This window comes from Actinoallomurus rhizosphaericola (genome assembly GCF_024055675.1).
GTDB lineage: Bacteria > Actinomycetota > Actinomycetes > Streptosporangiales > Streptosporangiaceae > Actinoallomurus > Actinoallomurus soli.
The window spans coordinates 62941-84979 of record NZ_JAMXMW010000008.1; the positions used below are offsets into that span (position 1 = coordinate 62941).

Annotated in this window: 18 protein-coding genes and 1 pseudogene; 10 read left to right on the plus strand and 9 right to left on the minus strand. The window is 71.6% G+C overall.

Features of this window, described 5'->3' with window-relative positions; all coding sequences use genetic code 11:
• The first annotated feature begins 27 nt into the window (after positions 1 to 27).
• From NE234_RS19245 to NE234_RS19270, 6 genes are all read left to right on the plus strand, one after another.
• Positions 28 to 540: a MarR family winged helix-turn-helix transcriptional regulator gene (locus tag NE234_RS19245; RefSeq protein WP_252781823.1), complete on the plus strand. Its 513-nt coding sequence runs from the start codon at positions 28 to 30 to the stop codon at positions 538 to 540.
• A gap of 195 nt (positions 541 to 735) precedes the next feature.
• Complete coding sequence (locus tag NE234_RS19250) at positions 736 to 1371, plus strand: UbiX family flavin prenyltransferase (RefSeq protein WP_252781825.1); 636 nt, start codon at positions 736 to 738, stop codon at positions 1369 to 1371.
• 116 nt (positions 1372 to 1487) lie between these two features.
• Complete coding sequence (locus NE234_RS19255; RefSeq protein WP_252781827.1) at positions 1488 to 2126, plus strand: UbiX family flavin prenyltransferase; 639 nt, start codon at positions 1488 to 1490, stop codon at positions 2124 to 2126.
• Between the two features lie 89 nt (positions 2127 to 2215).
• Positions 2216 to 3637, plus strand: coding sequence for a non-oxidative hydroxyarylic acid decarboxylases subunit C (locus tag NE234_RS19260; RefSeq protein ID WP_252781828.1), 1422 nt, complete (start codon positions 2216 to 2218; stop codon positions 3635 to 3637).
• The gene (locus tag NE234_RS19265; RefSeq protein WP_252781830.1) at positions 3634 to 3882 is read left to right on the plus strand and encodes a non-oxidative hydroxyarylic acid decarboxylases subunit D; all 249 of its coding nucleotides are present in this window, start codon (positions 3634 to 3636) and stop codon (positions 3880 to 3882) included. The genes NE234_RS19260 and NE234_RS19265 overlap by 4 nt, the downstream gene beginning before the upstream one ends.
• A gap of 91 nt (positions 3883 to 3973) precedes the next feature.
• A complete protein-coding gene (locus NE234_RS19270) occupies positions 3974 to 4471 on the plus strand; it encodes a hypothetical protein (protein WP_252781832.1) in 498 nt (165 codons plus the stop codon).
• 169 nt (positions 4472 to 4640) lie between these two features.
• Here NE234_RS19270 and NE234_RS19275 read toward each other — a convergent pair whose 3' ends face one another.
• Entirely contained in the window at positions 4641 to 5210 is a 570-nt protein-coding gene (locus tag NE234_RS19275) for a TetR/AcrR family transcriptional regulator (RefSeq protein WP_252781834.1), read from the minus strand.
• Between the two features lie 143 nt (positions 5211 to 5353).
• Here NE234_RS19275 and NE234_RS19280 point away from each other — a divergent pair, with 143 nt between their 5' ends.
• Positions 5354 to 6568, plus strand: coding sequence for an epoxide hydrolase family protein (locus NE234_RS19280; RefSeq protein WP_252781836.1), 1215 nt, complete (start codon positions 5354 to 5356; stop codon positions 6566 to 6568).
• A gap of 34 nt (positions 6569 to 6602) precedes the next feature.
• Here NE234_RS19280 and NE234_RS19285 read toward each other — a convergent pair whose 3' ends face one another.
• Positions 6603 to 8381, minus strand: a complete 1779-nt coding sequence (locus NE234_RS19285) for an ABC transporter ATP-binding protein (RefSeq protein WP_308206907.1) — start codon at positions 8379 to 8381, stop codon at positions 6603 to 6605.
• Between the two features lie 139 nt (positions 8382 to 8520).
• On the opposite strand from NE234_RS19285, the gene NE234_RS19290 reads away from it, so the two are divergent.
• Positions 8521 to 9015 (plus strand): MarR family winged helix-turn-helix transcriptional regulator, encoded by a 495-nt coding sequence (locus NE234_RS19290; RefSeq protein ID WP_252781838.1) that lies wholly within the window; start codon positions 8521 to 8523, stop codon positions 9013 to 9015.
• Positions 9016 to 9031: 16 nt separating this feature from the next.
• Here NE234_RS19290 and NE234_RS19295 read toward each other — a convergent pair whose 3' ends face one another.
• The 7 genes from NE234_RS19295 to NE234_RS19325 form a co-directional block, all read right to left on the minus strand.
• Entirely contained in the window at positions 9032 to 10324 is a 1293-nt protein-coding gene (locus NE234_RS19295) for a patatin-like phospholipase family protein (RefSeq protein ID WP_252781840.1), read from the minus strand.
• A gap of 177 nt (positions 10325 to 10501) precedes the next feature.
• A complete protein-coding gene (locus NE234_RS19300; protein ID WP_252781842.1) occupies positions 10502 to 11656 on the minus strand; it encodes an MFS transporter in 1155 nt (384 codons plus the stop codon).
• The gene (locus NE234_RS19305) at positions 11653 to 12528 is read right to left on the minus strand and encodes a family 3 encapsulin nanocompartment shell protein (protein WP_252781843.1); all 876 of its coding nucleotides are present in this window, start codon (positions 12526 to 12528) and stop codon (positions 11653 to 11655) included. Before NE234_RS19305 ends, NE234_RS19300 begins: the two co-directional genes overlap by 4 nt.
• A gap of 12 nt (positions 12529 to 12540) precedes the next feature.
• A complete protein-coding gene (locus tag NE234_RS19310; RefSeq protein ID WP_252781845.1) occupies positions 12541 to 13257 on the minus strand; it encodes a sulfotransferase in 717 nt (238 codons plus the stop codon).
• On the minus strand, positions 13254 to 14237 hold the full coding sequence (locus tag NE234_RS19315; protein ID WP_252781847.1) for an aldo/keto reductase: 984 nt from the start codon (positions 14235 to 14237) through the stop codon (positions 13254 to 13256). Before NE234_RS19315 ends, NE234_RS19310 begins: the two co-directional genes overlap by 4 nt.
• 22 nt (positions 14238 to 14259) lie before the next feature.
• Positions 14260 to 17355 (minus strand): non-ribosomal peptide synthetase, encoded by a 3096-nt coding sequence (locus NE234_RS19320; RefSeq protein WP_252781848.1) that lies wholly within the window; start codon positions 17353 to 17355, stop codon positions 14260 to 14262.
• 582 nt (positions 17356 to 17937) lie between these two features.
• The gene (locus tag NE234_RS19325) at positions 17938 to 19101 is read right to left on the minus strand and encodes an NAD(P)/FAD-dependent oxidoreductase (protein WP_252781849.1); all 1164 of its coding nucleotides are present in this window, start codon (positions 19099 to 19101) and stop codon (positions 17938 to 17940) included.
• A 145-nt stretch (positions 19102 to 19246) separates the two neighbouring features.
• Between NE234_RS19325 and NE234_RS19330 the strand changes: the two genes are divergently transcribed.
• Both NE234_RS19330 and NE234_RS19335 read left to right on the plus strand, forming a co-directional pair.
• The gene (locus NE234_RS19330; protein WP_252781850.1) at positions 19247 to 20761 is read left to right on the plus strand and encodes a purine-cytosine permease family protein; all 1515 of its coding nucleotides are present in this window, start codon (positions 19247 to 19249) and stop codon (positions 20759 to 20761) included.
• A 374-nt stretch (positions 20762 to 21135) separates the two neighbouring features.
• Positions 21136 to 21483, plus strand: a pseudogene (locus NE234_RS19335) (ADP-ribosylation/crystallin J1); the annotation flags it as partial.
• Positions 21484 to 22039: the final 556 nt, after the last annotated feature.

The window sequence follows — 22039 nt, forward strand, 5'->3', positions numbered from 1 at the left end:
ACGTCCGATGAGCGAAGGAGTGGCCGCATGAGCGGTGCCGACGAGGCGCCCGCAGGCTCCGGTCCCAGTGTCACCGCCGGAGGTGACGACGCGGAGATCCGGGCACTGGTCCGTCAGGGGACCAGCGGCGCCGGGCACCTGATCCGGCGGTTGTTCCAGCTCCGCACTCGGATCTGGCAGGACATCATGCCCTGCGACCTCACCGGCCCGCAGTTCACCGTGCTCGGCACGTTGTACGAGCACGGCAGCATGGACCAGGGCACGCTCGGACAGCACGCGGGGCTCGACAAGTCCACGGCCGCCCCCATCGTCGAACGGCTGCGCGGTCGCGGCCTCCTCATGACCAGGCGGGACACTGCCGACGCCCGGCGCAAACTGCTGGACCTCACCCCGGAGGGCCGGCGGATGGTGATCAAGGCCGCGCCATTCGCCGCCCAGGTCGACGAGCGGCTGCTCGCGACGCTCGGCGCGAACGAGCGCGAGAAGTTCTTCCGGCTCGTACACCGCGTTCTGGCCGCGGACACGGAGCAACCGGAGTAACCCGGACTGCTCCGGAGCCGAAGGTGACGGCCCCGCGCGGCGGGCGGAGAGATCTGGCGCGGACACGCGCGTATGACCTGGTCAGGTCGCTTCCGGCCCGGTGGGCAAGGTTTTCGCGATCTCGTGGGCGGGAACTGTTGCGAGGTCGGCCTCCATGAGGCCTGGACCTTCTTGCGCTCACGGGGGAGCGACCTCATGCCTGAGAACCGAAGAATCACGGTTGCCGTGACCGGTGCCGGCGGCGTCGGTGTGTCCAAGCGGCTGCTGGCCGCGCTGCAGGACGATGACCGGGTCACCCACGTCGACCTGCTGGTGTCGGCCAACGGCCGCAAGCTGGTGGCCCTGGAGTTCGGCACGCAGGAGGACCCGGACTCGGTCGCCCAGGCGCTGGGCGCCACGTCGCCGAAGGTCCGGCTGCTGGATCCGGCCGATCTGGCCGGCCCGGTGACGAGCGGGAGCTACCCGTACGACGCGATGGTGATCCTGCCCTGCGCGGCCGGAGTGCTCGGCCGCATCGCCCACGGTCTGGCCCTCGACCTGGTCGAACGCGCCGCCGACGTCGCGCTGAAGGAACGCCGCAGGCTGGTGCTCTGCCTGCGTGAAACCCCGCTGAACCTCGCCCACCTGCGCAACATGGTCTCGGTCACCGAGGCGGGTGCGATCGTCTTCCCGATGATCCCGACCTACTACAACGCCCCGGAGACGCTGGCGGAGTTGCAGGACGAGTTCGCCGAGCGCGTGCTGCAGCTGCTGGGGCTGCAGCGCACCGACCGGTACCGATGGGACGGCGAGAGCACGCCGGCCCGGCGGGAGCACACCGGCACCCCCTGAGCGGATCCGCCTCCCGCCCCCCGATTCGGTAATAGGACGTACACGGAGTATCGTGGGCCGAGTTAGGACGCCCACGTACTAACTGAGCGTCACGCATCTGTACCGGGGAGGTTGCCGTGCGACTCGTCGTTGCCATGACAGGGGCCACCGGCGCGATCATCGGGGTACGCCTGTTGGAAGCCCTGCGTGAGCTCGAGGTGGAGACCCATCTGGTGGTGAGCCGCTGGGCGCGCGCCACCATCGCGGAGGAGACTCCGTACACGGTGCGCGAAGTGACCGACCTCGCGAGCGTCGTTCATTCGCCGGACGACCAGGGTGCGGCGATCTCGAGCGGCTCGTTCCGCACGGACGGGATGATCGTCGCGCCGTGCAGCATGAAGACGGTCGCCGGCATCCGCACCGGATATGCCGACGGCCTCATCGGCCGCGCGGCGGACGTCACGCTCAAGGAACGCCGCCGGCTGGTGCTGCTGGCACGAGAACTGCCACTGTCGACGATCCATCTGGAGAACCTGCTCGCGCTGTCCCAGATGGGCGCGACCGTGCTGCCGCCCGCTCCCGCGTTCTACAACCACCCGTCGAGCATCGACGACATCGTCGAGCACATCGTCGGACGCACGCTGGACCAGTTCGGACTGGACCTGCCGACGGTACGCCGGTGGGGCGGGATGCGGCAGGGCGCGCACCCGCGGGCCGTCACTCCACCCCGCGACCGGCACTCGATGGGCGACGACCCCGTGGCCGCCACCGCCTGACCGGCCCCGGCTCCGCCCCGCTCCGCGGCGCGGACATCGAGAGAACCCCTGGCTCTTCCGGGCCACTCCACGCGAAAGAAGATCCGAACATGGCCTATGCCGACTTGCGCGAGTTCCTCGAGACACTCGATCGCAACGGTCAACTGCTGACCTACTCCGAACCCGTGAACCCCGAACCCGACCTCGGAGCGGCCGCCCGCGCGACCGCCAACCTCACCGACCGCGGTCCGGCACTGCTGTTCGACAACATCAACGGCTACGAGCCCGGCAAGGGGCGCGTCGCTCTCAACGTCGTCGGCTCCTGGCCCAACCACGCGCTCATGCTCGGCCTGGACAAGGACACCTCCGTCAAGGACCAGTTCTTCGAGTTCGCCGGCCGCTGGGACGCCTTTCCCGGCCCGGTCGAGCGGCGGGACGACGCGCCGTGGCAGGAGGTGACCATCACCGAGGGCATCGACCTGTTCCACCTGCTTCCGCTGTTCCGGCTGAACAGGTACGACGTGGGTTGCTACATCGACAAGGCCGCCGTCATCAGCCGGGATCCCGACGACCCGGACGACTTCGGCAAGCAGAACGTCGGCATCTACCGGATCCAGGTCAAGGACAAGGACCGGCTCGGCATCCAGCCGCTCGCGGCGCACGACCTCGGCCTGCATCTGCAGCGGGCGGAGGAGCGCGGGGAGAACCTGCCCATCGCGATCGCCCTCGGCAACGAACCGGCGATCACCACGGTGGCCGGCATGCCGCTGGCCTACGACCAGTCCGAGTACGAGATGGCGGCCGCGATCCAGGGCGCTCCGTACCGGATCACGAAGGCGCCGCTGACGGGCCTGGACGTGCCGTGGGGGTCCGAGGTCGTCATCGAAGGCGAGATCATCGCCGGCGAACGGGAGATCGAGGGGCCGTTCGGCGAGTTCACCGGGCACTACTCCGGCGCCCGCCGTCAGCCGGTCGTCAGGGTCCGCCGCGTGACGCACCGCCGGAATCCGATCTTCGAGCATCTGTACCTCGGCATGCCGTGGACCGAGATGGACTACACCCTCGCGCTCAACACGAGCGTGCCGCTGTACCGGCAGCTGAAGGCGGAGTTCCCCGAGGTCGCCGCGGTCAACGCCATGTACACCCAGGGCCTGCTGGGAATCATCTCCGTCAAGCAGCGCTTCGGCGGGTTCGCCAAGGCGGTCGGCATGCGGGCCATGACCGTTCCGCACGGCCTGGCGTACTGCAAGGTGATCATCATGGTCGACGAGGACGTCGACCCGTTCAACCTCGCGCAGGTCATGTGGGCCCTGTCGGTCCACTACCACCCGCTGCACGACACCGTGACGATCCCGAACCTGTCGATCCTCGCGCTGGACCCCAGCTCCGACCCGGCCGGGATCACGCACAAGGTGATCCTCGACGCCACGACGCCCGTCGCGCCCGAAGAGCGCGGTCACTACTCCCAGGTGGTGGGCGACCCCGAAGGCACCGCCGACTGGGAGAACATCATCAAGGGACTGCTCAAATGACCGATACCACCGTGAACTCCACGATCTGCCCGCGCTGTGGCACCGAGAACGTCCGGGTGCTGACCACATCGCCCGTGCCCGGCCGGTGGACGATGTACGTCTGCGACACCTGCATCTACAGCTGGCGCTCCACCGAGCCGCGCTCGGCCACGGACCCGCTCACGTACCCCGCGGAGTTCAAGATCGACCCGGCGGAGATCCCCTCCATCCCGGCGATCCCCACCGTCCCTCCGCGACGCCGCTGAGCACCGCCCGTGACCGGCCCCGCCATGCCCCGGCGTGGGCCGTCACGGTCGGCGTCCCGGCTCGTACGATGAGCATGAAAGGCCGAACGACATGGCAGACCTGCTCGGAGACCGCCTCCCGGACGAACTCGTCCAGGCGCTGGGCGACGAAGCGCTCGCCGCCACGGAGCAGCCCGCCTTCCTGCTCGTCACCACCGACGAGGACGGAGCGCCGCGGCTCTGCATGCTCAGTGCCGGTGAGCTGCTCGTACGGGACGAGCGGACGCTGCGGGTGGCGTTGTGGCACGGCACCCGGACCGCGCGCAACCTCGGTCGCGGCGGCACGGTGCTGTTCGGAGCCGTCTCTCCCGGGTCGGTGGTCTACGTACGGGCGAGGCCGATCCGCCTGACGACTCCGGAGCCGGCCGGAACGGAGTCCTTCGAGCTCACCGTGGCGAGCGTGGAGTCCGACATTCACGCCGGTATGCCGGTGACCAGCGGCATTACGTTCCGGCCCGAGGAGCCCGACCAGGCCACGACCCTCGCCGCCTGGCGCCGGCAGCGGGACCTGCTGGCGCGGGCGGCCGCCGTGCCCGACGACGATCGGTGACGTGAGCCCGGACGGCCGGTCTCGGGCGGAGCGGGCCTCGGCCTCCTGGCCGCCCTGCGTGAACTCGGCGTGGAGACCCATCTGGTGGTGAGCCGCCGCCGGCATCCGGACCGGCTACGCCGACGGGCTGATCGGCCGACGGCCCCTCCACCGGTTCGCCGGCCCGGAATCACCGTCCGTACGCCCGTACCACTCCGCCGAGAACGGCACGCGCTTGTGCCGCTTGCGCGCGGCGGATGTCCTCGACGGAATGCCCGGTGGTGAGCAACTCGTCGATGAGGTCGATGTGCAACGTCGCAAGCAGTGCGTGCGCGGCGTAGCCGGCGTCATTCGCGGCGCATCCGGTCGCGGCGTCCTGGATCAGACGTTGCAGGAGTCCGTGCATCCACCGGTAGCGCTCCGACCGCAGGTTCCCGGTGGAGGCCACCTCGCGGGCGCGCATGAGGTCGCGGTTCTCCAGCTTGAAGGTGAGCACTGCGTCCAGGAACGCGACGATCCGATCGGGCGCCGGAGTGTCCGGTCCGAGGGGCCGCGGGCCGGACTCCACGGCTGTTCGAAGCGGCAGGAACTTCGCGGCGGCCAGTGAGTCGAGAAGCCCGTCGCGGTCGCCGAACGCCCGGAACAACGTTCCCTTGCCGACGCCGGCCGCCGCGGCGATGGCGTCCATCGACACCGTCTGGGGCGTATCGGCGTCCGCGAAGAGCGCGTCCGCGGCGGCGAGCATGCTGTCGCGAGACACCGGCGGTCGGCCCTGACGTCGGCCGGGAATTTCGGACTGTCGGTCCGAAACCGTGTTAGGCTCCGATGGACTCATAGTCCGAAAGTCTAGCGATGCACCGCAGTGCCATCGATGGTGCTGCTCCGCGATCGGAGTAGGCGTACATGAAGATGAAGCCTTTCGAAATCGCCATCAGTGACGACCGGCTAGAAGACCTGGGTCGTCGGTTGCGGCACACTCGCTGGCCCGATGCGATGCCGGGCACGGACTGGGAGGACGGCACCGACCTGGCATTCCTTCGGCGCCTGACGGAGTACTGGCGGACAGACTTCGACTGGCGGGCGCAAGAAGCGAGGCTCAATGCGTTTCCGCAGTACGTCGCGGAGTTGGACGGGCTCGGGATTCACTTCATTCACGAACGCGGGACCGGCCCCGCCCCTTTTCCGCTGGTGGTGACTCACGGCTGGCCGGGTTCCGGTTTCGACATGGAGCGGCTCATCCCCCTCCTCGCCGACCCCGGCGGTCATGGCGCGGATCCGGCCGACGCGTTCGATGTCGTGGTCCCCTCGCTGCCGGGTCACGGATTCTCGCAACGGCCGACCCGGCCGGGCTTCGGCCCCGAACATGTGGCCGAGCTGTGGATGAAGTTGATGACGGGCCTCGGTTATGACCGCTTCGGTGCCCAGGCGGCGGACTGGGGTGCGGCTGTCTCGATGTGGCTCGCGTCCCGCTTCCCCGACCGGGTCTCCGGACTGCACCTGAATTTCATTCCCGGCTTCTACCGGCCGCCCCTGGGCGATGGACAGCCGCCGTTGTCGGCAGAGGAGAAGACCTTCCTTGACGCCGCCGCGGCATGGTTCGACGCGGAGGGCGCGTACCACCGTCTCCAGTCGACGAAGCCGCAGACGCCTGCGTATGCGTTGACCGACTCACCGGCCGGCCTGGCGGCGTGGATCGTCGAGAAGATGCGTGGCTGGAGCGACTGCGGCGGCGACGTGGAGCGCGCCTTCACGTTGGACGCCATCCTCACCAACATCTCGATCTACTGGTTCACCGGCACCATCGGTTCTTCCATGCGGTTCTACCGCGAGAACCGTCTCCGCCCCAATCGTTTCGAATCTGGCGAACGGGTCCACCCGCCGTTGGGAGTAGCCGTATTCCCGCAGGACACGATGCCGCCCCGCCCCTGGGTCGAGCGCGTCTTCAACGTGACGCGCTGGACGACGATGCCTCGGGGTGGACACTTCGGCGCCATGGAGGCACCGGAAGCCTTGGCCGAGGAGATTCGCGCGTTCTTCCGCCCGCTCCGTGCGCACCATGACGACTCGACCGGCTCGGGCGCGAGCGGCGGCCCGGCCGCGCCCGGGGACGACCGGTGACCGGGGCGCCGTCCCGGACAGGGGCCGGTGACGCTCAGGCCGAGCGGGCCTCGGCCTCCTCGCCGAGCGCGGCGTCCACCGTCAGGCGGGCGTCGCGGCGCACGAGGGCGGCGTAGCGGCCGTCGCGGGCGAGCAGGCTCTCGTGCGTGCCGCGTTCGGCGACGCGCCCGCGGTCGAGCACCACGATCTGGTCGGCGCCGCGGATGGTGGACAGCCGGTGCGCGATGGTGATAGTGGTGCGCCCGGCGGACAGCGCGTCGATCGCCTCCTGCACGGCCCGCTCGGTCCGCGTGTCGAGCGCGCTCGTCGCCTCGTCGAGGACGAGGATCGGCGGGTCGCGCAGCACGGCCCGCGCGATCGCGAGGCGCTGTTTCTCCCCGCCGGAGAACCGGTATCCGCGCTCGCCGACCACGGTGTCGTAGCCGTCCGGCAGCGCGGCGATGTGGTCGTGGATCTGCGCGACGCGTGCCGCCTCGACGAGTTCGGCGTCGGTGGCGTCCGGCTTGGCGAACCGCAGGTTGTCCGCGACCGAGGCGTGGAAGAGGTAGGTCTCCTGGGAGACGACGCCCACCGCGCGGGTGAGGTCGTCGAAGGACAGGTCGCGCACGTCGATGCCGTCGATGGTCACGCTGCCCGAGCTCACGTCGTACAGCCGGGGGATCAGGTAGCTGAGGGTCGTCTTCCCCGACCCGGTCTCGCCGACGACCGCCAGGCTGCTCCCGGCGGGCACGGAGAGGTCGACGTCGCTCAGGGTGTCATCGGCCGCGCCCGCGTAGCGGAACCCGACCGCGCGGAGCCGTACGTCGCCGCGGATCTCGCCGACGCGCGCGGGGTGCTCGGGCTCGGCGACGTCGACGGGCAGGTCGAGGTACTCGAAGATGCGGCCGAACAGCTCGAGCGAGGACTGTAGGTCCACGCCCACCTGGAGGAGCTGCACGGTGGGCCGGAACAGGCTCTGCTGCAGGGTCGTGAAGGCCACGAGCGTGCCGATGGAGATCAGCATGTGGCCGTTCCGGCCGGTGAGGCCCGTCGCCCAGTAGATCGCCGCGGGCATCGAGGACATGACGATCTGGATGATGGACTGCCGCCAGCGGCCCGCCATGTTCGCGCGGACCTCCAGGTCGGACAGCGTTGCCGACTCGGCGGCGAACGCGTCGGTGAGCGTACGGGAGCGGCCCATCGTGTGCCCGAGCAGGATGCCGCTGACCGACAGGGACTCGTGGACGATCGAGGCCAGCGTGGCGAGCTGCGCCTGACGCGCCCGGGTGACGCGGCGGCGCTCCCGGCCGACGCGGCGGCTGACCCACACGAAGACCGGCATCATGATCAGCGACACGAGCGTCAGCCGCCAGTCGAGCGCGGCCATCGCGATGACCGTGGCGACGACGGTCGTCAGGTTGGACACCAGCGTGGTGGCGGTGGTGGTCACCGTCGCCTGCATGCCGCCGATGTCGTTGGCGATGCGGGACTGGACCTCGCCGGTGCGGGTGCGGGTGAAGAAGGCCAGCGACATGCGCTGGAGGTGGGCGTAGACGGCGGTGCGCAGGTCGTGCATCACCCGCTGGCCGACCTTGGTGGACACATAGGTCTGCGACACGCTGAAGCAGCTGTTCGCGACCGACACGACGATCATCCCGGCGGCCAGGACGGTGAGCAGGCCCACGCGTCCCTTGGGCAGCGCGACGTCGATCACCTCGCGGATCAGGAACGGGTTCAGCAGGGAGACCAGCGACGACGCGGCGACGAGCAGGCCGACGAAGGCCAGGCTCCAGCGGTACGGCGTGAACAGGCGGAGGACCCGCCGCAGCGGCACGCGCGGCGTGGAAGGGCGATCGCGTTCGGGGGAGTGGTGGCTCAAGGGCGCCTCACGAATCGGTGGCTTCTGTCCGAAACAGAGTAACACTCACAATGTACAAAACTCAGTATGAGCCTCGTTCGGTATACTCGGCGGTATGGATCAAGAGGAGTCGTCGGCGCAGCTCGCGGACCTGTTCCAGCGGCTGACCAAGCGCCTGCGGCGGGCCCAGCTGGCCCGGCTCGCCCCGCTGGGTCTCACGCCCGCCCAGGAGCGGGCGCTGCGGGTGATCACCCGCAGCGACGAGCCGCTGCGGATGACCGAGCTGGCCGACCGGCTCGGCGTCGTGCCCCGGTCGGTCACGACCGTGATCGACTCCCTGGAGGAGGCCGGCCTCGTCCGGCGCGCGGTCGATCCGGTGAACCGGCGCGCCATCCGGCTGCACCTCACCGACGCGGGTCTGGCCGTACGGGAGGAGATGCGCCAGGCCCGTCGGCAGGCGAGCGAGGACCTGTTCGCGCCGCTGGCGCCCGGCCAGCGGCGCAGCCTCATCGACCTGCTGTCCGTGCTGGACGACGCGCAGGGGGACCGGCGGGCGGAAGCGCGGAGGCAGCCCACCCCGTCGGACGGGTGGGCTGCCTCCGGAACGTGATCTACCGGCGAGGGGGCTAGTCGGAGATGCTCCAGATGTCCCCGTCCTTGTCCTTGGCGGGTTCGAGGACGCGCATCGCGTCCCGGCGGCCCAGCTCGATCGCCTCGTCGATGAACTCCGGCTCGAACATCAGGTAGCTCATCAGCTCACCACGGCTCGCCGTCGGCCCGATGAGCATGCTGAGCAGGCGGAGCTCGGGGTGCTGGAGGGCGCGCAGCCCGGCCATGCCCGTCGACAGGACCGTGTTGGCGAGCTGCCCCAGCTCGTCGACGTCCCCCGGGGCCGGTCCGGCGAAGAGGCAGTCGACGACGCGGTACTTACGGCCGGAGGAGCCTCGGCTCATGACGCCCGTCCCACCGGCCCGTACGAGCTGGTTGACGTCGCGGAGGGTGTTCAGGTCCTCCATCATGGAGTCGGACAGCGCACCGTTGAGGAGCTGCGCGAAGGTGTCCTGGACGGTCGGCGGCATTCCCGCGTGGTCGCCGAGCGGTTTCTCCAGCCGCCTGCCGGGGTCGGTGGCGATGACGACGACGCGTTCGACGCCGAGTTCGAGCGCCGGCTCGATCGGCGCGTTCAGCCGGACGCCGCCGTCGATGTACCAGCCGTCGGTCTCCTCGGTCTTGATGCGCACCGGCGGGAACAGCACCGGGATCGCGGCCGAGGCCATGATGTGCTCGGGCGTCAGGTGGGCGTCGACGTAGTCGACCGCGCGGATCAGGTCGGGCTCCGGGGTGCGGATGTTCGGGCTCTCGATGAAGATCTCGGTCCGCCCCGTGTGGCTCGCCGTGGCGGCGACGGCCACCGCCTGGACGGCGCCGGTGCGCAGGTTCTTGTGCAGGTCCCGCCAGCTCAGCATGCCGGCCAGGGCAGTGCCCAGCGGCCGCGTGTCGAGCAGGCCGCCGGTCATCGGGACGGGCATGTTGCCCAGCCGGAGCAGGTAGCGCATCGCCGCGAACGGCAGCGTCGGCAGGACGGGCTTGAAGACCATGTGCCGGCGCACCGATCGCCACATCGTCAGCGCGCGTTCCGCCGCCTCGGCGGCGTCGAGGTGCGCGAGGGAGGCGAAGAGTGCGGCGTTGATGGCACCGGCGCTGGTGCCCACGAAGACGGACGGCCGGTAGCCCCGGTTGTCGAGTTCCGGCAACAGGATCGACATCACCCCGGCCTCGTACGCGCCGCGTGCCCCGGCCCCCGCCAGCACGATGCCGACGGTGCCCTCCGCCGGTGGTTCCTCGCGCCTGCCGCGCTGGGCTCGTTCTCGCTGCTCCTCGCGCTCCTGCTGTCGCGCACGCTGAGCCGTCTCTGTCATCGGTGCCCTCCTCGAGTTCCGTGCCGTTTTCGGGACATGCGAGGGGGTCAACCACGCAATGCCCGGTCTCACGGCGGGGAACCCCAAGAGAACGCACAGGTAGTTCGCGGATTAGACGCACGACCACGCACGACCACGCACGACCGCGCCGGCCGGCCCGGCCGCCGGGGAAGGAGGTCAGGGCTCCTGCATCGCCGGTCTCCGCTGCGGGTTCGTCGTCCAGGACAGCAGCGCCGACACGACCGCGCAGGCCATCATCACCCAGTACACGGCCGGGTAGCCGGACGCGTTCGCGATGAGTCCCGCGAACGGTCCGCCCACCGCCAGCCCGACGTCCCAGAACGAGGTGAATCCGCCCAGGGCGGCCCCCTGCTGGGACGGCTCCGTACGGTTGATGACGAGCAGGGCGAGCGCCGGGAACAGCAGGGACAGGCCCGCTCCCATCACGAGCCCACCGATGATCACCGTGACCAGGTTCGTGGCGACGGCGACGATCAGCAGCCCGACGGCCTCGACGACCGCCGACCAGAACGCCACCTGCCGCGCGCCGAGCCGGTCCGGCAGGTTGCCGATGACCAGCCGGACGCCGACGTACGTCACGCCATAGGCGTTCAGCCCGGCGATCCCGTCGGAGACGCCGCGCGCCGCCATGTGCAGCGCCACGAACGACGACAGCGCCGCGTAGCCGAGGGCGGCGAGCGACAGCGCGATGCCCGGCATCACCGTGCCGGCCGGCAGGATGGCCGCACGGGTCCTCGCCGCGGTCTCGGCCTGCTCCGGGCGTTGCCGGAACGACACGACGAGGAGGCCGAGCGCGCCGACGGCGACGCACAGGCCCCAGACGGCGGAGAAGCCGCTCTCCCGCATCGCCACCGTGCCGAACAGCGCGCCGAGCGTGATGCCCAGCCACATCGAGATGCCGTACAGCCCGACGACGCGGCCCCGTCGCTCGGTCGGGCACAGCCGCACCAGCCAGGCCGCGCCCGAGGTGTAGACGGTGCCCTCGCCCATGCCGTGCAGGATCCGGACGGCGACCAGGACCGGCACGTCGCGGGCGGCGTAATAACCTGCGCCGGCGAGGACGCAGATCGCCGTGCCCGCCAGCATGACGAGCTTGTAGCCGTGACGGTCGCCGAGCCGCCCCGCGATCGGCCGCGTGACGACCGCGGCGACGGCGATCGCCGCGGTCACGACGCCCACCTCGACCTTGTCGCCGTGCAGCTCCCGCAGCACGTAGAAGGGCAGGGTGGCGAGCGACGCCCCGACGCCGAGCAGGCAGAAGAAGATCCCGCCGAACATCGCGGCGTACGGGCGGTAGAACGAGAGCCTCATGCGGCGGCGTCCTCGGGGACGACGAGGTAGAACAGCGCGGGGAGGAGCACGGCGAGCCCTTCGTAGACCTCGGCGCAGACGGCGACGCCCGGCCGCGCGAAGGTCCCCGGCGGGGGCTCCGCCACGCGGATCACGGAGCGGCGCGCGTCCAGGAGCCGGGCCGCGACCGAGATGTCGCCGACCAGGGCCGTGCCCGGGGGCACCCACCGGTTCCGGCTGATCTTCATGCCGTTGCTCGCGGCCAGCTCCGCCAGCAGCCCGTTCCGGCCGAGCAGGCGGTGGTAGAAGTCGTTCGGGTTGACGATCATCGCGTGCGGGGTGGCGCCCGTCTGCTCGATCTCGTCGCAGGCCGTCAGGATGCCGGTGACGTAGTCGCGGTAGGCGATCCGGGCGATGTCCGGGCGGTTGACCAGGCCGTACGGCCCGTTCGTCAGCGCCTGGTTCTCCGCGGTCGCGAGGCGTACGAGCAGCCGGTAGTCGAGGAACTCGGCGAGCGCGTCCGGGTCGCCGGCGAGCCCCTCGGGGATCTGCACCCATGCCCGGATCGGGTGGACGCCCGCCTCGGCCGTGCCGAACCGGAACGCGGCCTCACGGCGGACACCGGCGTCGAGCACCGCGCCGGCGTCTCCGGCGTCCGGCCGGGTCTCGGTCCAGAACCGCACGACGTCCTCGTCGACCGGGCGGACCTTGAGCAGGTTCCGTACGGTCAGCCGCGGCCGGTCCTTCGTGGGCTCGTGCGCCTCGGTGATCGTGTAGTCGAACCTCACCTCGGCGTGTTCGGGGTCGGCCGCGAAGGCCCGCGCGAACAACTGTCCGGGGGACCGCCGCAGCGGACCGGTGGTGGTCTCCGCCGGCACTGTCTCTGTCGTCATGCCTGCTCCTGCTCAGAACGCGTGCTGGACGAGTCGCTCGTAGAACGGCAGGTGGTGGTCGTAGAAGGACTTGAGGGTGGTGTCGTTGTCGACCGTGACGGGATAGGCGTTCCGGTGGTTCGTGAAGCCGGTGCTGTGGCTCGCGTCGACGTGCCACTCGCGGGTCCGCCGCCACTCGGGCCGCTCGCCGGCCTCCCAGGCGAGCGACTCGGGGAGGAACGGCAGCCCGGTGTACGCGCAGAAGGCCCGCACGACCGTCTCCGGGTCGTCCACGAGGCGCTCCGCGCGGATGACGAGCGGCACGCGGCCGGCGGCGGACCGTACGACCTCGAACAGCGCGTACAGGCGCTCGTAGCCGATCTCCGCGCAGGTCACCGCCGGCTTCACCGCGTAGTGCGAGCTGATCGTCTGCTTCGGGTCGCGGACGATGAAGGTGTGCGTCAGCGCGGCGAGGCGTTCGCGGGGGAAGGCGTACTCGTAGTCGACGACCTCCTTGACGAACACGGGCCGGGTCCGGCCGAGCTCGGTGAGCCGGGCGAGGAGCTCCTCCTGTGACCGTGCGGTCGCCCGGCCGCCGTCCGGGGCCGGCACCGCGACCTCGCCCTCCTCGGTCAGCGCGAGGAACGGCTCGTGCAGGACCGCGACGTCGCCGCGTTCGAGCATCATGCGCAGGAACGCCGTCGAGGCCGAGCGCGAGTGCGCCCACATCACGATCACACCGGCGCTCACATCGACCACCACGTCGGGACCCGGTCCCAGCGGTGCTTCCGCAGCTCGCGCAGCAGCGCGTCGTCGAGCGGCCGGCCGTCGCCCACCGCGAGGTTGGCGCGGACGTGGGCCGGCTTGCGCATGCCGGGGATCACCGTGCTCACCGCCGGGTGGTGCAGGATGAACCGCAGCGCCAGCTCGGGCAGCGACATGCCGTCGGGGAGGATCTCCTTCAGGCGTTCGGCGCGTTCGACGCTCGGCTTGAGGTTCTCGTCGCAGAAGTAGGTCGCGCGCCAGTCCTCCTCCGGCCACGTGCTGTCGGCGGTCAGCGTGCCGGTGAGCGTTCCCTCGTCGAACGGCACGCGGGCGATGATCCCGATGCCGTCCCGCCGCGCGCGCTCGAACAGCTCGTCCTCGGGGGCCTGGTCGAAGATGTTGTAGATCACCTGGATCACGTCGATGAGGCCGGTGTCGAGCGCGGCGAGGCAGTTGGCCGGCTCCCATCGGTTCACGCTGATCCCGACCGCGCCGATGACGCCCTCCCGCTTGAGGTCGGCGACGACCTCCTGCCAGCGCTCGTCGCCGGCCCAGCGGTCCTCCCACGTGTGGAACTGCAGGAGGTCGATGCGGGAGACGCCGAGGTTCTCCAGGCTGCGGTAGGTGTACTCCCGCATGTGGCCGGCCGGATAGGCGTCGTCGAGGGTGTCGCCGGGGCCGGGCGGCCACTCGCGGTTCTTCGGCGGGATCTTCGTCGCGACGTACAGCCGCCGGTCGGGGTGGCGCTTCAGCAGCGCGCCGAGCATCCGCTCGCTGATGCCGCGCCCGTACACCCAGGCCGTGTCGAAGAACGTGCAGCCCAGTTCGACGGCCTCGTCCAGGCAGCGCGGCGCGAGGTCGTAGTCCCAGCCGGTGAAGTTGCCGGGGCCTCCGCCGATGCCCCACATCCCGTATCCGACCTCGCTGACCTTCCAGCCGAGCCTTCCCATCGTGCGATAGCGCATCGCTCGCCTTCCCGTCTCGTCGTCAGCTGGTGGAAACCTCGTGTCGCGGCCCCAGGGCGCCCCGGGGCTCCGGCGTCTCGCCCCGGATGAGGCGGGCCCGGTACGCGGCGATCGCGCCGTCGAGCGGTCCGTCGGTGAGCTCACGGCGCTCCTCGAGCCGGCGGCACTCGTCCTTGCGGAACAGCCGGGGACTGTCGGTGAGCATGGCCGCGAAGGCGTCCTTCAGCGTCCGCTCGTCCGCGTCGGGCCGTCCGGGCAGGAGCGAGGCGAGGGCCGTCAGCTCCCGGTCGCCGGTGGCGAGCGCGGCCTCCCGCACGCGGGCGAGGAAGTCGCCGCAGGGGACCACCGGAAGCGGCTCCATCACCGCGCCGAAGTCGACGCTTTCGGCGTGGAAGACGTTGAACGTACGGCCCCAGGCGTCGCGGTCGCACACCGCGGCCACCACCCGCGCCGCCACGTGGTCCACCGGCGTGTAGTCCGACCGGATCACGGCGTCGGGCCGCACGCCGAGGCGGGGGAACGCGGCGAGCAGCAGGTGCGTGAGCGCCGAGGTGTTCGGGTACGCGTTGTCCTCGCTCGGCATCACCTCGCCCAGCCGCAGCACGGTGACCAGCGCGCCGCGCTCCCGCGCCGCGGCCAGACGCCGTTCGGCGACCAGCTTGGAGCGGGCGTACCCCCCCTCGGGCATCCGGGCGAGGGACGGGTCGAAGTCCTCGGGGAGCGGAGCGTCGTGGCCGAGCGCCTCGGTCTGCAGCGTCGCCAGCGTCGAGACGTGGTGCAGCGGCACCGGCCGGTGCGCCATCGCCAGCCGCAGCAGCTCGACCGTGCCGCGCACGTTCGCGTTGCGGTGCGCGCGGTAGTCGAACAGGAAGTTGACCATCGCGCCGTTGTGCAGCACCAGGTCGCAGGTGCGCGCCAGGTGCTCCCACGTCTGCGGGGTCAGGCCGAGGCCGGGCCGGGCCAGGTCGCCCGCGTAGCCCTCGATCCGGTCCGCGAACCGTGACTCCCACAGGCCGCGCTCGGCCAGCGCGCCGACCACCCGGGCCGTCGCGCCGAAGTCGCCGCCGGCGCGGGTCAGGCAGCGTACCCGCAGGTCCGTGCGGGCCAGCAGCTCGTGGACGAGACGGCTGCCGACGAACCCGGTCGCCCCGGTCACCAGCACGGTCCGCAGCTCCGCGGCGCGGTCGGCGGCCCGGATCGGCTCGCCCTCCGGCACGGCCGCGTCGCGCACCATGAGGACCGGTTCCGCCTCGATCACCGCCCCGCCGCGCCGCCGGTCCTCGATCAGCCCGGTCAGCCCCTCGGCCGTCGGGTGCTCGTACAGGTCCTGGACCTCCACCGGGATCCCGCACTCGGCGGTGAGCGTGCGCACCAGCGACAGCGCTTGGAGGGAGTCCCCGCCCGCCTCCATGAAGTGCGCGTCCGCGGTCAGGTCCGGCCGGCCCAGCACCGAGCGGAGTGCCCGCAACACCTGCTCGGCCGGTGTCGCCGCGGGCGGGCCTCCGGCCAGCCGCGCCGCGTCCTCGGCGAGCCGGGCGTCGAGGACGGCCTGGAGCCGTCTGCGGTCGGCCTTGCCGTTGTCGTTCAGGGGGATGTCCGGCAGCAGGAAGTAGTACCGGGGCACGCTGATCCGGGGCAGCGTGCGGCGCAGCCCGTCCCGCAGCGCGTCGACCGTCAGGCCCGTGCCGGAGGCGAACAGGGCCAGCGACCTCGTGCCCGCCTGCTCGGCGACCAGGACCTCCGCCTGCCGCACCCCGGTACACCTCTCGGCCGCCACCGCGATCTCGCCGAGCTCGATCCGGACCCCGCCGATCTTGACCTGGAAGTCCTTGCGCCCGGAGAAGTACAGCAGCCCCTGGTCGTCGAGGTGGCCGAGGTCGCCGGTGCGGTAGAGCCGGTCGCCGGGGATCTCCGGGAACGGGTTCGGGACGAACGCCCTCGCGGTGGCCTCCGGCGCGCCCAGGTAGCCGGCGCCCAGGCAGGCGCCGCCGATGACGATCTCGCCGACCGTGCCGGGCGGCACCGGGCGGAGGGCATCGTCCACGACGACGGCGTAGCAGTTGTCGATCGGCCGGCCCAGCGGCACCAGATCGCCGTCGCCGGGGGAGACGGTGTGGAACACCATCCCGATGCTCGCCTCGGTCGGCCCGTAGCCGTTGGTCACCGTCAGGCCCGGCAGCTGCGCCATCATCCGGTGGACGGCGCCGGGGTTGAGCGGCTCGCTCCCCACGATCAGCCAGCGCAGCGACGAGAGGCCGCGCAGCAACTCCTCGTCCCGGTCCACCTCCGCCGCCAGCGCGTTGAAGATGCTGGAGACGAAGTCGGTGGCGGTCACGCGGTACTCCGCGATCGTGTCGATCGTCCGCCGCAGGTCGAGGAACTCGCCCTGAACCTGCAGCACCGTGTGCCCGCCCGTGATCAGCGGCAGGAACAGCTGCCACAGCGAGGAGTCAAAGGTGTGCTTGCTGTTCTGCAGCACCACGTCCGCGCCGGTCACGCCGAAGTACCGCGCCATCGCGCGCAGCCGGTTGGTCAGCCCTTCGTGCCGGTTCATGGCGCACTTGGGCGTGCCCGTCGTCCCCGAGGTGAAGAAGCCGTAGACCAGGTCGCCCGGGCCCGGCGCCTCGGTGTCGAGCCGCTCCGCCGGCGCGATCCGGTCGACGTCGACGACGACCGCCCGGTCCCGGTGCTCCGCCGGGACCGCGTCCACCGCCGCGCACGGCACCGGCGTCCGGGGCAGCACGCCGAACGTGTCGCGGATCCGCTCGCGCGGCCACGCCGGGTCCAGCGGCACGAACGCCGCTCCGAGCCTCATCAGGGCCAGGTACGTGACCGGCAGTTCGAGGCTGTTCACGAGCAGGACCGGGACGACGTCGCCCTTGCGCACTCCGCGTCCGGCCAGCGTGGCCGTGAGGCCGTTCACCAGCTCGTCGAGCCGGCGGTAGGTGAGCGTGCGCCCGCCGCACGAGACGGCCGGGCGTCCGGGATGCCGGTCGGCCTGCTCTTCGATCAACGCCGACACCGGGCGGAACCCGCCGTGGTCGACCGCTCGTCCGGTGAAGCGCCGCTGGGACTGGTCGTGATGGTCGTTGATATCGTCGGCCGACGGTCCGGGCATCCACACCTCCCCGTGAGGGGTCACAAAAGGTAGGCGGGTCCTTTTCCGGGGCCCGCCGGAGGAATTGGTGCGAAGCTGGCGGTAAATTAAGCTGCCCGTCGCGAATTCCGCAAGGCCCACTTTCGGGCGGCTTCTCCGGCCGCTCGCCGGGGAGCGGATGGTGACCATCCCATCGCCGTACGGAGTTCTCCCAGGAGGCGTCTCGCCGGCGGCGCGGCGTCCGGTCTCATCGCCGACTGGCGGAGTTGACTGAAAGCCGGACGACGCCGACGCGATGCCGTCACCTCTGGATTCGCCACCTCCCAACGGTCGGCGCGGAGTCGCGGGAGAGGCGATCGGAGTAAATCGGCGGCGCGGACACGGATGTGCGCGCCGGGTGGTCGACTGCGGCCCGGCCGCGACCGGGCCGCACATATCGACGCCCCGCAGGGATCGCGACCTGCCCTTCCCGGGTTCCGGACCGGCGGGCGGCCCGCATGGCCCGGTTTCGGTCAGATGATCTTGCGGCTGTTCGACGGTGGAATCGATCCGCCGTTTATTCAGAATGGATATCGTAATGGCCGGTGCGCGATTATCGGTCGCTTATTCCACGGTCGTACGGCGGCTCGCGAATGTTTCTGACTCCGTAATATGACTCGCCGCCGCGAATCGGCCGGGGGACAGCGCGGACGGATCGACGCCGTCGGCGGGCGGCGGTGTCCGGGTCGCGGCGGCGGCGGCGATCCGGCCGGCGGCGGGCGACGTCTGCACCCCGTACCCGCTGAGGCCGGCGAGCCAGACGAAACCCGGCGCGTCCGGCGCCTCGCCGACCACCGGAGTGTCGTCCGGCGTCGCGGTCCGCAGCCCGGCCCACGCGCGCCGGACGCCGCGGATCCGCAGCGTCGTGGCCTCCTCCACGCGCTCGACCGCGCGCGCGACGTCGAGGTCGTCCGGGCGTGCGTCGCACGGAGGCACGGGTGTCGCGTCGGACGGGGAGACGAGCAGCCGCCCCGACTCCGGCTTGAAGTAGAAGCCGTCGGCCACGTCGGTCACCATCGGCCACCGGGCGGCGTCGGCCCCGGCGGGCGGGTCCGCCATGAACGCCGTACGGCGCAGCGGGGTGAGGCCCAGCGGACGGACGCCGGCGAGCGCGGCGACCTCGTCCGCCCACGCCCCGGCCGCGTCCACCACGACGGGAGCGGTGAACTCGCCGGCGTCGGTCGCCGCCCGCCAGAGCCCGCCGGTACGCGACAGGTCCCGTACCCGCGCTCCCGTGACGACCGCGCCGCCGCGCGCGCGGACGCCGCGCAGGAAGCCCTGGTGGAGCAGGTCGACGTCGATGTCCATCGCGCCCGGCTTGACCATCGCGCGGACGTACCGCCCGGCCCGTACGACCGGGCAGTGCCGCGTGACCTCGGCGACGTCGATCTCCCGGACGGGGACGGGAGCGGACAGCCCGTCGGCGAGCATGGCGGCGAACTCCTCCTCGCCGCCCGCCGGGCACAGCGTCAGCACGCCGCGCGGAGCCAGCAGCGGCCCGTCGGCGAAGCCGGGCGGCGGCGTCGTGAGGAACGCCCGGCTCGCGGCGGTGAGCGCCCGTACGGTGGGGTTGCCGTAGTACTCGGAGAACAGCGCGGCGGACCGGCCGGTCGAGTGGTACCCCGGGGCGGCCTCCATCTCCAGGAGCGTGACGTGGCCGTACTCGGACAGGAAGTAGCCGGCGGCGGCGCCGGCGACGCCGGCGCCCACAACGAGGAAATCGCCCATCTTCGCAAAGGACCACACCGTGCCGGACGGTGCAATGCCCGCCCGGCCCCGCGCGGGCCACGGAATAAAACCGGTCATTGACCGCTATAACGGGCGGCCTCTACGGTGCGGGGCAGACGAGACAGTTCGGGACGGGCAGGTACCCATGAGCGGTGTCCAGGGCGACGCCTCGGCGGACGGCGAGAGCGGGCGGACCCTCCGGATCGAGACGCACGGCATCGACGTGATCGGAGACGCCGACCGCAAGGGGCGGCCCCGGCAGCTGTTCTTCCCCTGGTTCGGCGCGAACGTGTCGATCCTCGGCCTGAGCTACGGGTCGTTCGCCCTCGGCTTCGGCATCTCGTTCTGGCAGGCCCTGCTCGCCGGACTGGTCGGGATCGTCTTCTCGTTTCTCCTGTGCGGCCTCATCGCCGTCGCGGGCAAGCGCGGGTCGGTGCCGACGATGGTCCTGAGCCGCGCGGCCTTCGGCGTACGGGGCAACCGGCTGCCGTCGGCCGTCTCCTGGCTGCTCACCGTCGGCTGGGAGACGGTCCTGACCGCCCTGGCGACGATGGCGACCGCCACCGTCTTCGGCCGTCTTGGCTGGGGCGGCGGTACCACCACCAAGGTCGTCGCGCTGATCGTCGTCGCGGTGCTGATCGTCGGCGGCGGCGTCATCGGGTTCGACCTGATCATGCGCATGCAGGCGGTCATCACCGTCCTCACCGGCGTGCTGACGGTCGTGTACATCCTCCTGGTCGCGCACCGGATCGAGTGGCACACCGTCAGCGCCATCCACGCGGGCTCCACCCAGGAGGTCATCGGCGCCCTGGTCTTCATGATGACGGGCTTCGGCCTCGGCTGGGTGAACGCCGCCGCCGACTACTCCCGCTACCTGCCCCGGAACACCTCCGGCGGCGGTGTCGTCGGCTGGACCACCTTCGGCGCCTCCCTCGCGCCGGCCGTGCTGCTCGTCTTCGGCCTGCTCCTCGCCGGGTCCTCGGCCGATCTCGGCAAGGCGATCGCCGCCGACCCGATCGGCGCGCTGACGACGATCCTGCCGACCTGGTTCCTGATCCCGTTCGCCGCCGTCGCGGTGCTCGGCCTCGTCGGCGGCGCCGTCCTCGACATCTACTCGTCCGGTCTGGCGCTGCTGGCGGCCGGCCTGCGCGTGCCGCGCTACGCCGCCGCCCTCGTGGACGGCGTGCTCATGATGCTGGGCACCGTCTACGTCGTCTTCGTCTCCGGCGACTTCCTCGGCCAGTTCACCGGCTTCCTCACCACCCTCGGCGTCCCCGTCGCCGCCTGGTGCGGCATCATGCTCGCCGACATCGCGCGCCGCCGCCGCGACTACGACGAGGCCGACCTCTACCGGCCGGCGGGGCGGTACGGCGACGTTCCGCCGCTGCCCCCGGTCATCCTGCTCGCCGCCACCGCCGTCGGCTGGGGGCTGGTGACCAACACGGCCGCGAGCTGGCTGAAATGGCAGGGCTACCTACTGAAGCCCCTCGGCCTCGGCGGCCGTTCCGGCTCCTGGGCCTTCGCCAACCTCGGTGTCCTCGCCGCCCTCGTCATCGGCTTCGCCGCGACGTGGGCCCTGAACCGCGCGACCGTACGCAGGCAGGAGACCCGCCCGTCCACGCCGACGGGCGCCCCCGAGCCCGAGGCCACGCAGGCATGACCGGCCCGGCGGGCGGGCGACGGCAACCCGCCGCCCTTTGATCGCCATGCCGGCGTAGCCCCCGCTGCTCGTTCGCGCCGGGGACGAAGCCGGCTGCCCTCGTCACCAGGCCGGCCGCTGATCCCGGAGGTGGTTCGGGGTCTGCTCAGGCAGGTCGTGCCCGTGGTCGGTCCGCATGAGCCGCCCAGGGTCCGGGGGGAACTCCTCGTTCGCACGAGCCGGTCCATGGAACCGCTCTACGCGCCCCTGGGCGGTCGTGGTGCCTCCGGTGGTGTCCGACCTGCCCGTGATCGCCGACCGGAATCCCGATATTCGGTGGTCAACGCTGCGGGGCGTCGTGACACTGGGGCGTCGGCGAAGAGGGACGGTGAGCGATGACGGGTCAGCGGGCGACGGTCAGGTTGTGGCGGCCGGTCGGGCCGGCCGAGCTGGCGTTGCTGCGCGCGTCCGGGTGGCGGGCGTGGCCGCCTCGACTGCCCGACCAGCCGATCTTCTACCCGGTGCTGAACGAGGCGTACGCGATCAAGATCGCCCGGGACTGGAACGTCCCCGCCTCGGGCGCCGGGTTCGTGACGCGGTTCGAGGTCGACGCCGGCTTCGCGCGGCGCTACCCCGTCCGGCAGGCCGGTGGCCGGACCATCCGGGAGCTGTGGGTGCCGGCGGAGGAGCTCGAGGAGTTCAACGCCCACCTGGCCGGTCCCATCCAGGTCGTCCGCGAGTACCACGCCCCCGGCCACGGGCACCTGGCGGCCCGGGTGGCCGAGGCCGCCGCCGGTCGCGAGCCCGCGGACGAGGTCACGGCGATGCTGTCGGTCGCGGGCGCGAGGACGTGGATCGAGCTGGACCGGGCGTTCCGCACCCTCGCGATGAGGTACGGCGGCCGTACGGGGCGGGCTTCGCAGCCGAGGGACGCGCGCCTGTCGTCGCTCGTCGCCGCCTGCTCCGACGACGGGCACCAGAGAGAGGCCGCGGTCGCGAGCGCGGCGTGGAACGGGCTGCCGCTGCCCATCCTCGTGTTGCGCACCGCCGACTGGGTGCCGCAGGTCCGCGAGCGGGCGCGCCGGTCTCTGGAGGCGGCGTTGCGGACCGCGGACACCGCCGCGTTCCTGGCGGCGGCGAGCGTCGCGGTCGCGATGGGGTCGTGGGAGCGAGGTTCCCATGCCTTGAAGGCCGTGGCGGAGGCCCTGCGGTCGGCCCCGGAGGACGTGTCGGCGTCGGCTCGGGCCCACCGGGACCGCGGACTGCGGCGCTGGGCGTACCGGCTGTGGCTGGAGTCGG

Bases quoted from the DNA above. Each gene is read 5' to 3' on its own strand.
- NE234_RS19270 (WP_252781832.1), top strand. From the start codon at position 3,974: ATGGCAGACCTGCTCGGAGACCGCCTCCCGGACGAACTCGTCCAGGCG.
- NE234_RS19260 (WP_252781828.1), top strand. From the start codon at position 2,216: ATGGCCTATGCCGACTTGCGCGAGTTCCTCGAGACACTCGATCGCAAC.
- NE234_RS19295 (WP_252781840.1), bottom strand. From the start codon at position 10,324: ATGACAGAGACGGCTCAGCGTGCGCGACAGCAGGAGCGCGAGGAGCAG.
- NE234_RS19330 (WP_252781850.1), top strand. From the start codon at position 19,247: ATGAGCGGTGTCCAGGGCGACGCCTCGGCGGACGGCGAGAGCGGGCGG.
- NE234_RS19250 (WP_252781825.1), top strand. From the start codon at position 736: ATGCCTGAGAACCGAAGAATCACGGTTGCCGTGACCGGTGCCGGCGGC.
- NE234_RS19265 (WP_252781830.1), top strand. From the start codon at position 3,634: ATGACCGATACCACCGTGAACTCCACGATCTGCCCGCGCTGTGGCACC.
- NE234_RS19320 (WP_252781848.1), bottom strand. From the start codon at position 17,355: ATGCCCGGACCGTCGGCCGACGATATCAACGACCATCACGACCAGTCC.
- NE234_RS19315 (WP_252781847.1), bottom strand. From the start codon at position 14,237: ATGCGCTATCGCACGATGGGAAGGCTCGGCTGGAAGGTCAGCGAGGTC.
- NE234_RS19290 (WP_252781838.1), top strand. From the start codon at position 8,521: ATGGATCAAGAGGAGTCGTCGGCGCAGCTCGCGGACCTGTTCCAGCGG.
- NE234_RS19305 (WP_252781843.1), bottom strand. From the start codon at position 12,528: ATGACGACAGAGACAGTGCCGGCGGAGACCACCACCGGTCCGCTGCGG.
- NE234_RS19325 (WP_252781849.1), bottom strand. From the start codon at position 19,101: ATGGGCGATTTCCTCGTTGTGGGCGCCGGCGTCGCCGGCGCCGCCGCC.
- NE234_RS19280 (WP_252781836.1), top strand. From the start codon at position 5,354: ATGAAGATGAAGCCTTTCGAAATCGCCATCAGTGACGACCGGCTAGAA.
- NE234_RS19300 (WP_252781842.1), bottom strand. From the start codon at position 11,656: ATGAGGCTCTCGTTCTACCGCCCGTACGCCGCGATGTTCGGCGGGATC.
- NE234_RS19245 (WP_252781823.1), top strand. From the start codon at position 28: ATGAGCGGTGCCGACGAGGCGCCCGCAGGCTCCGGTCCCAGTGTCACC.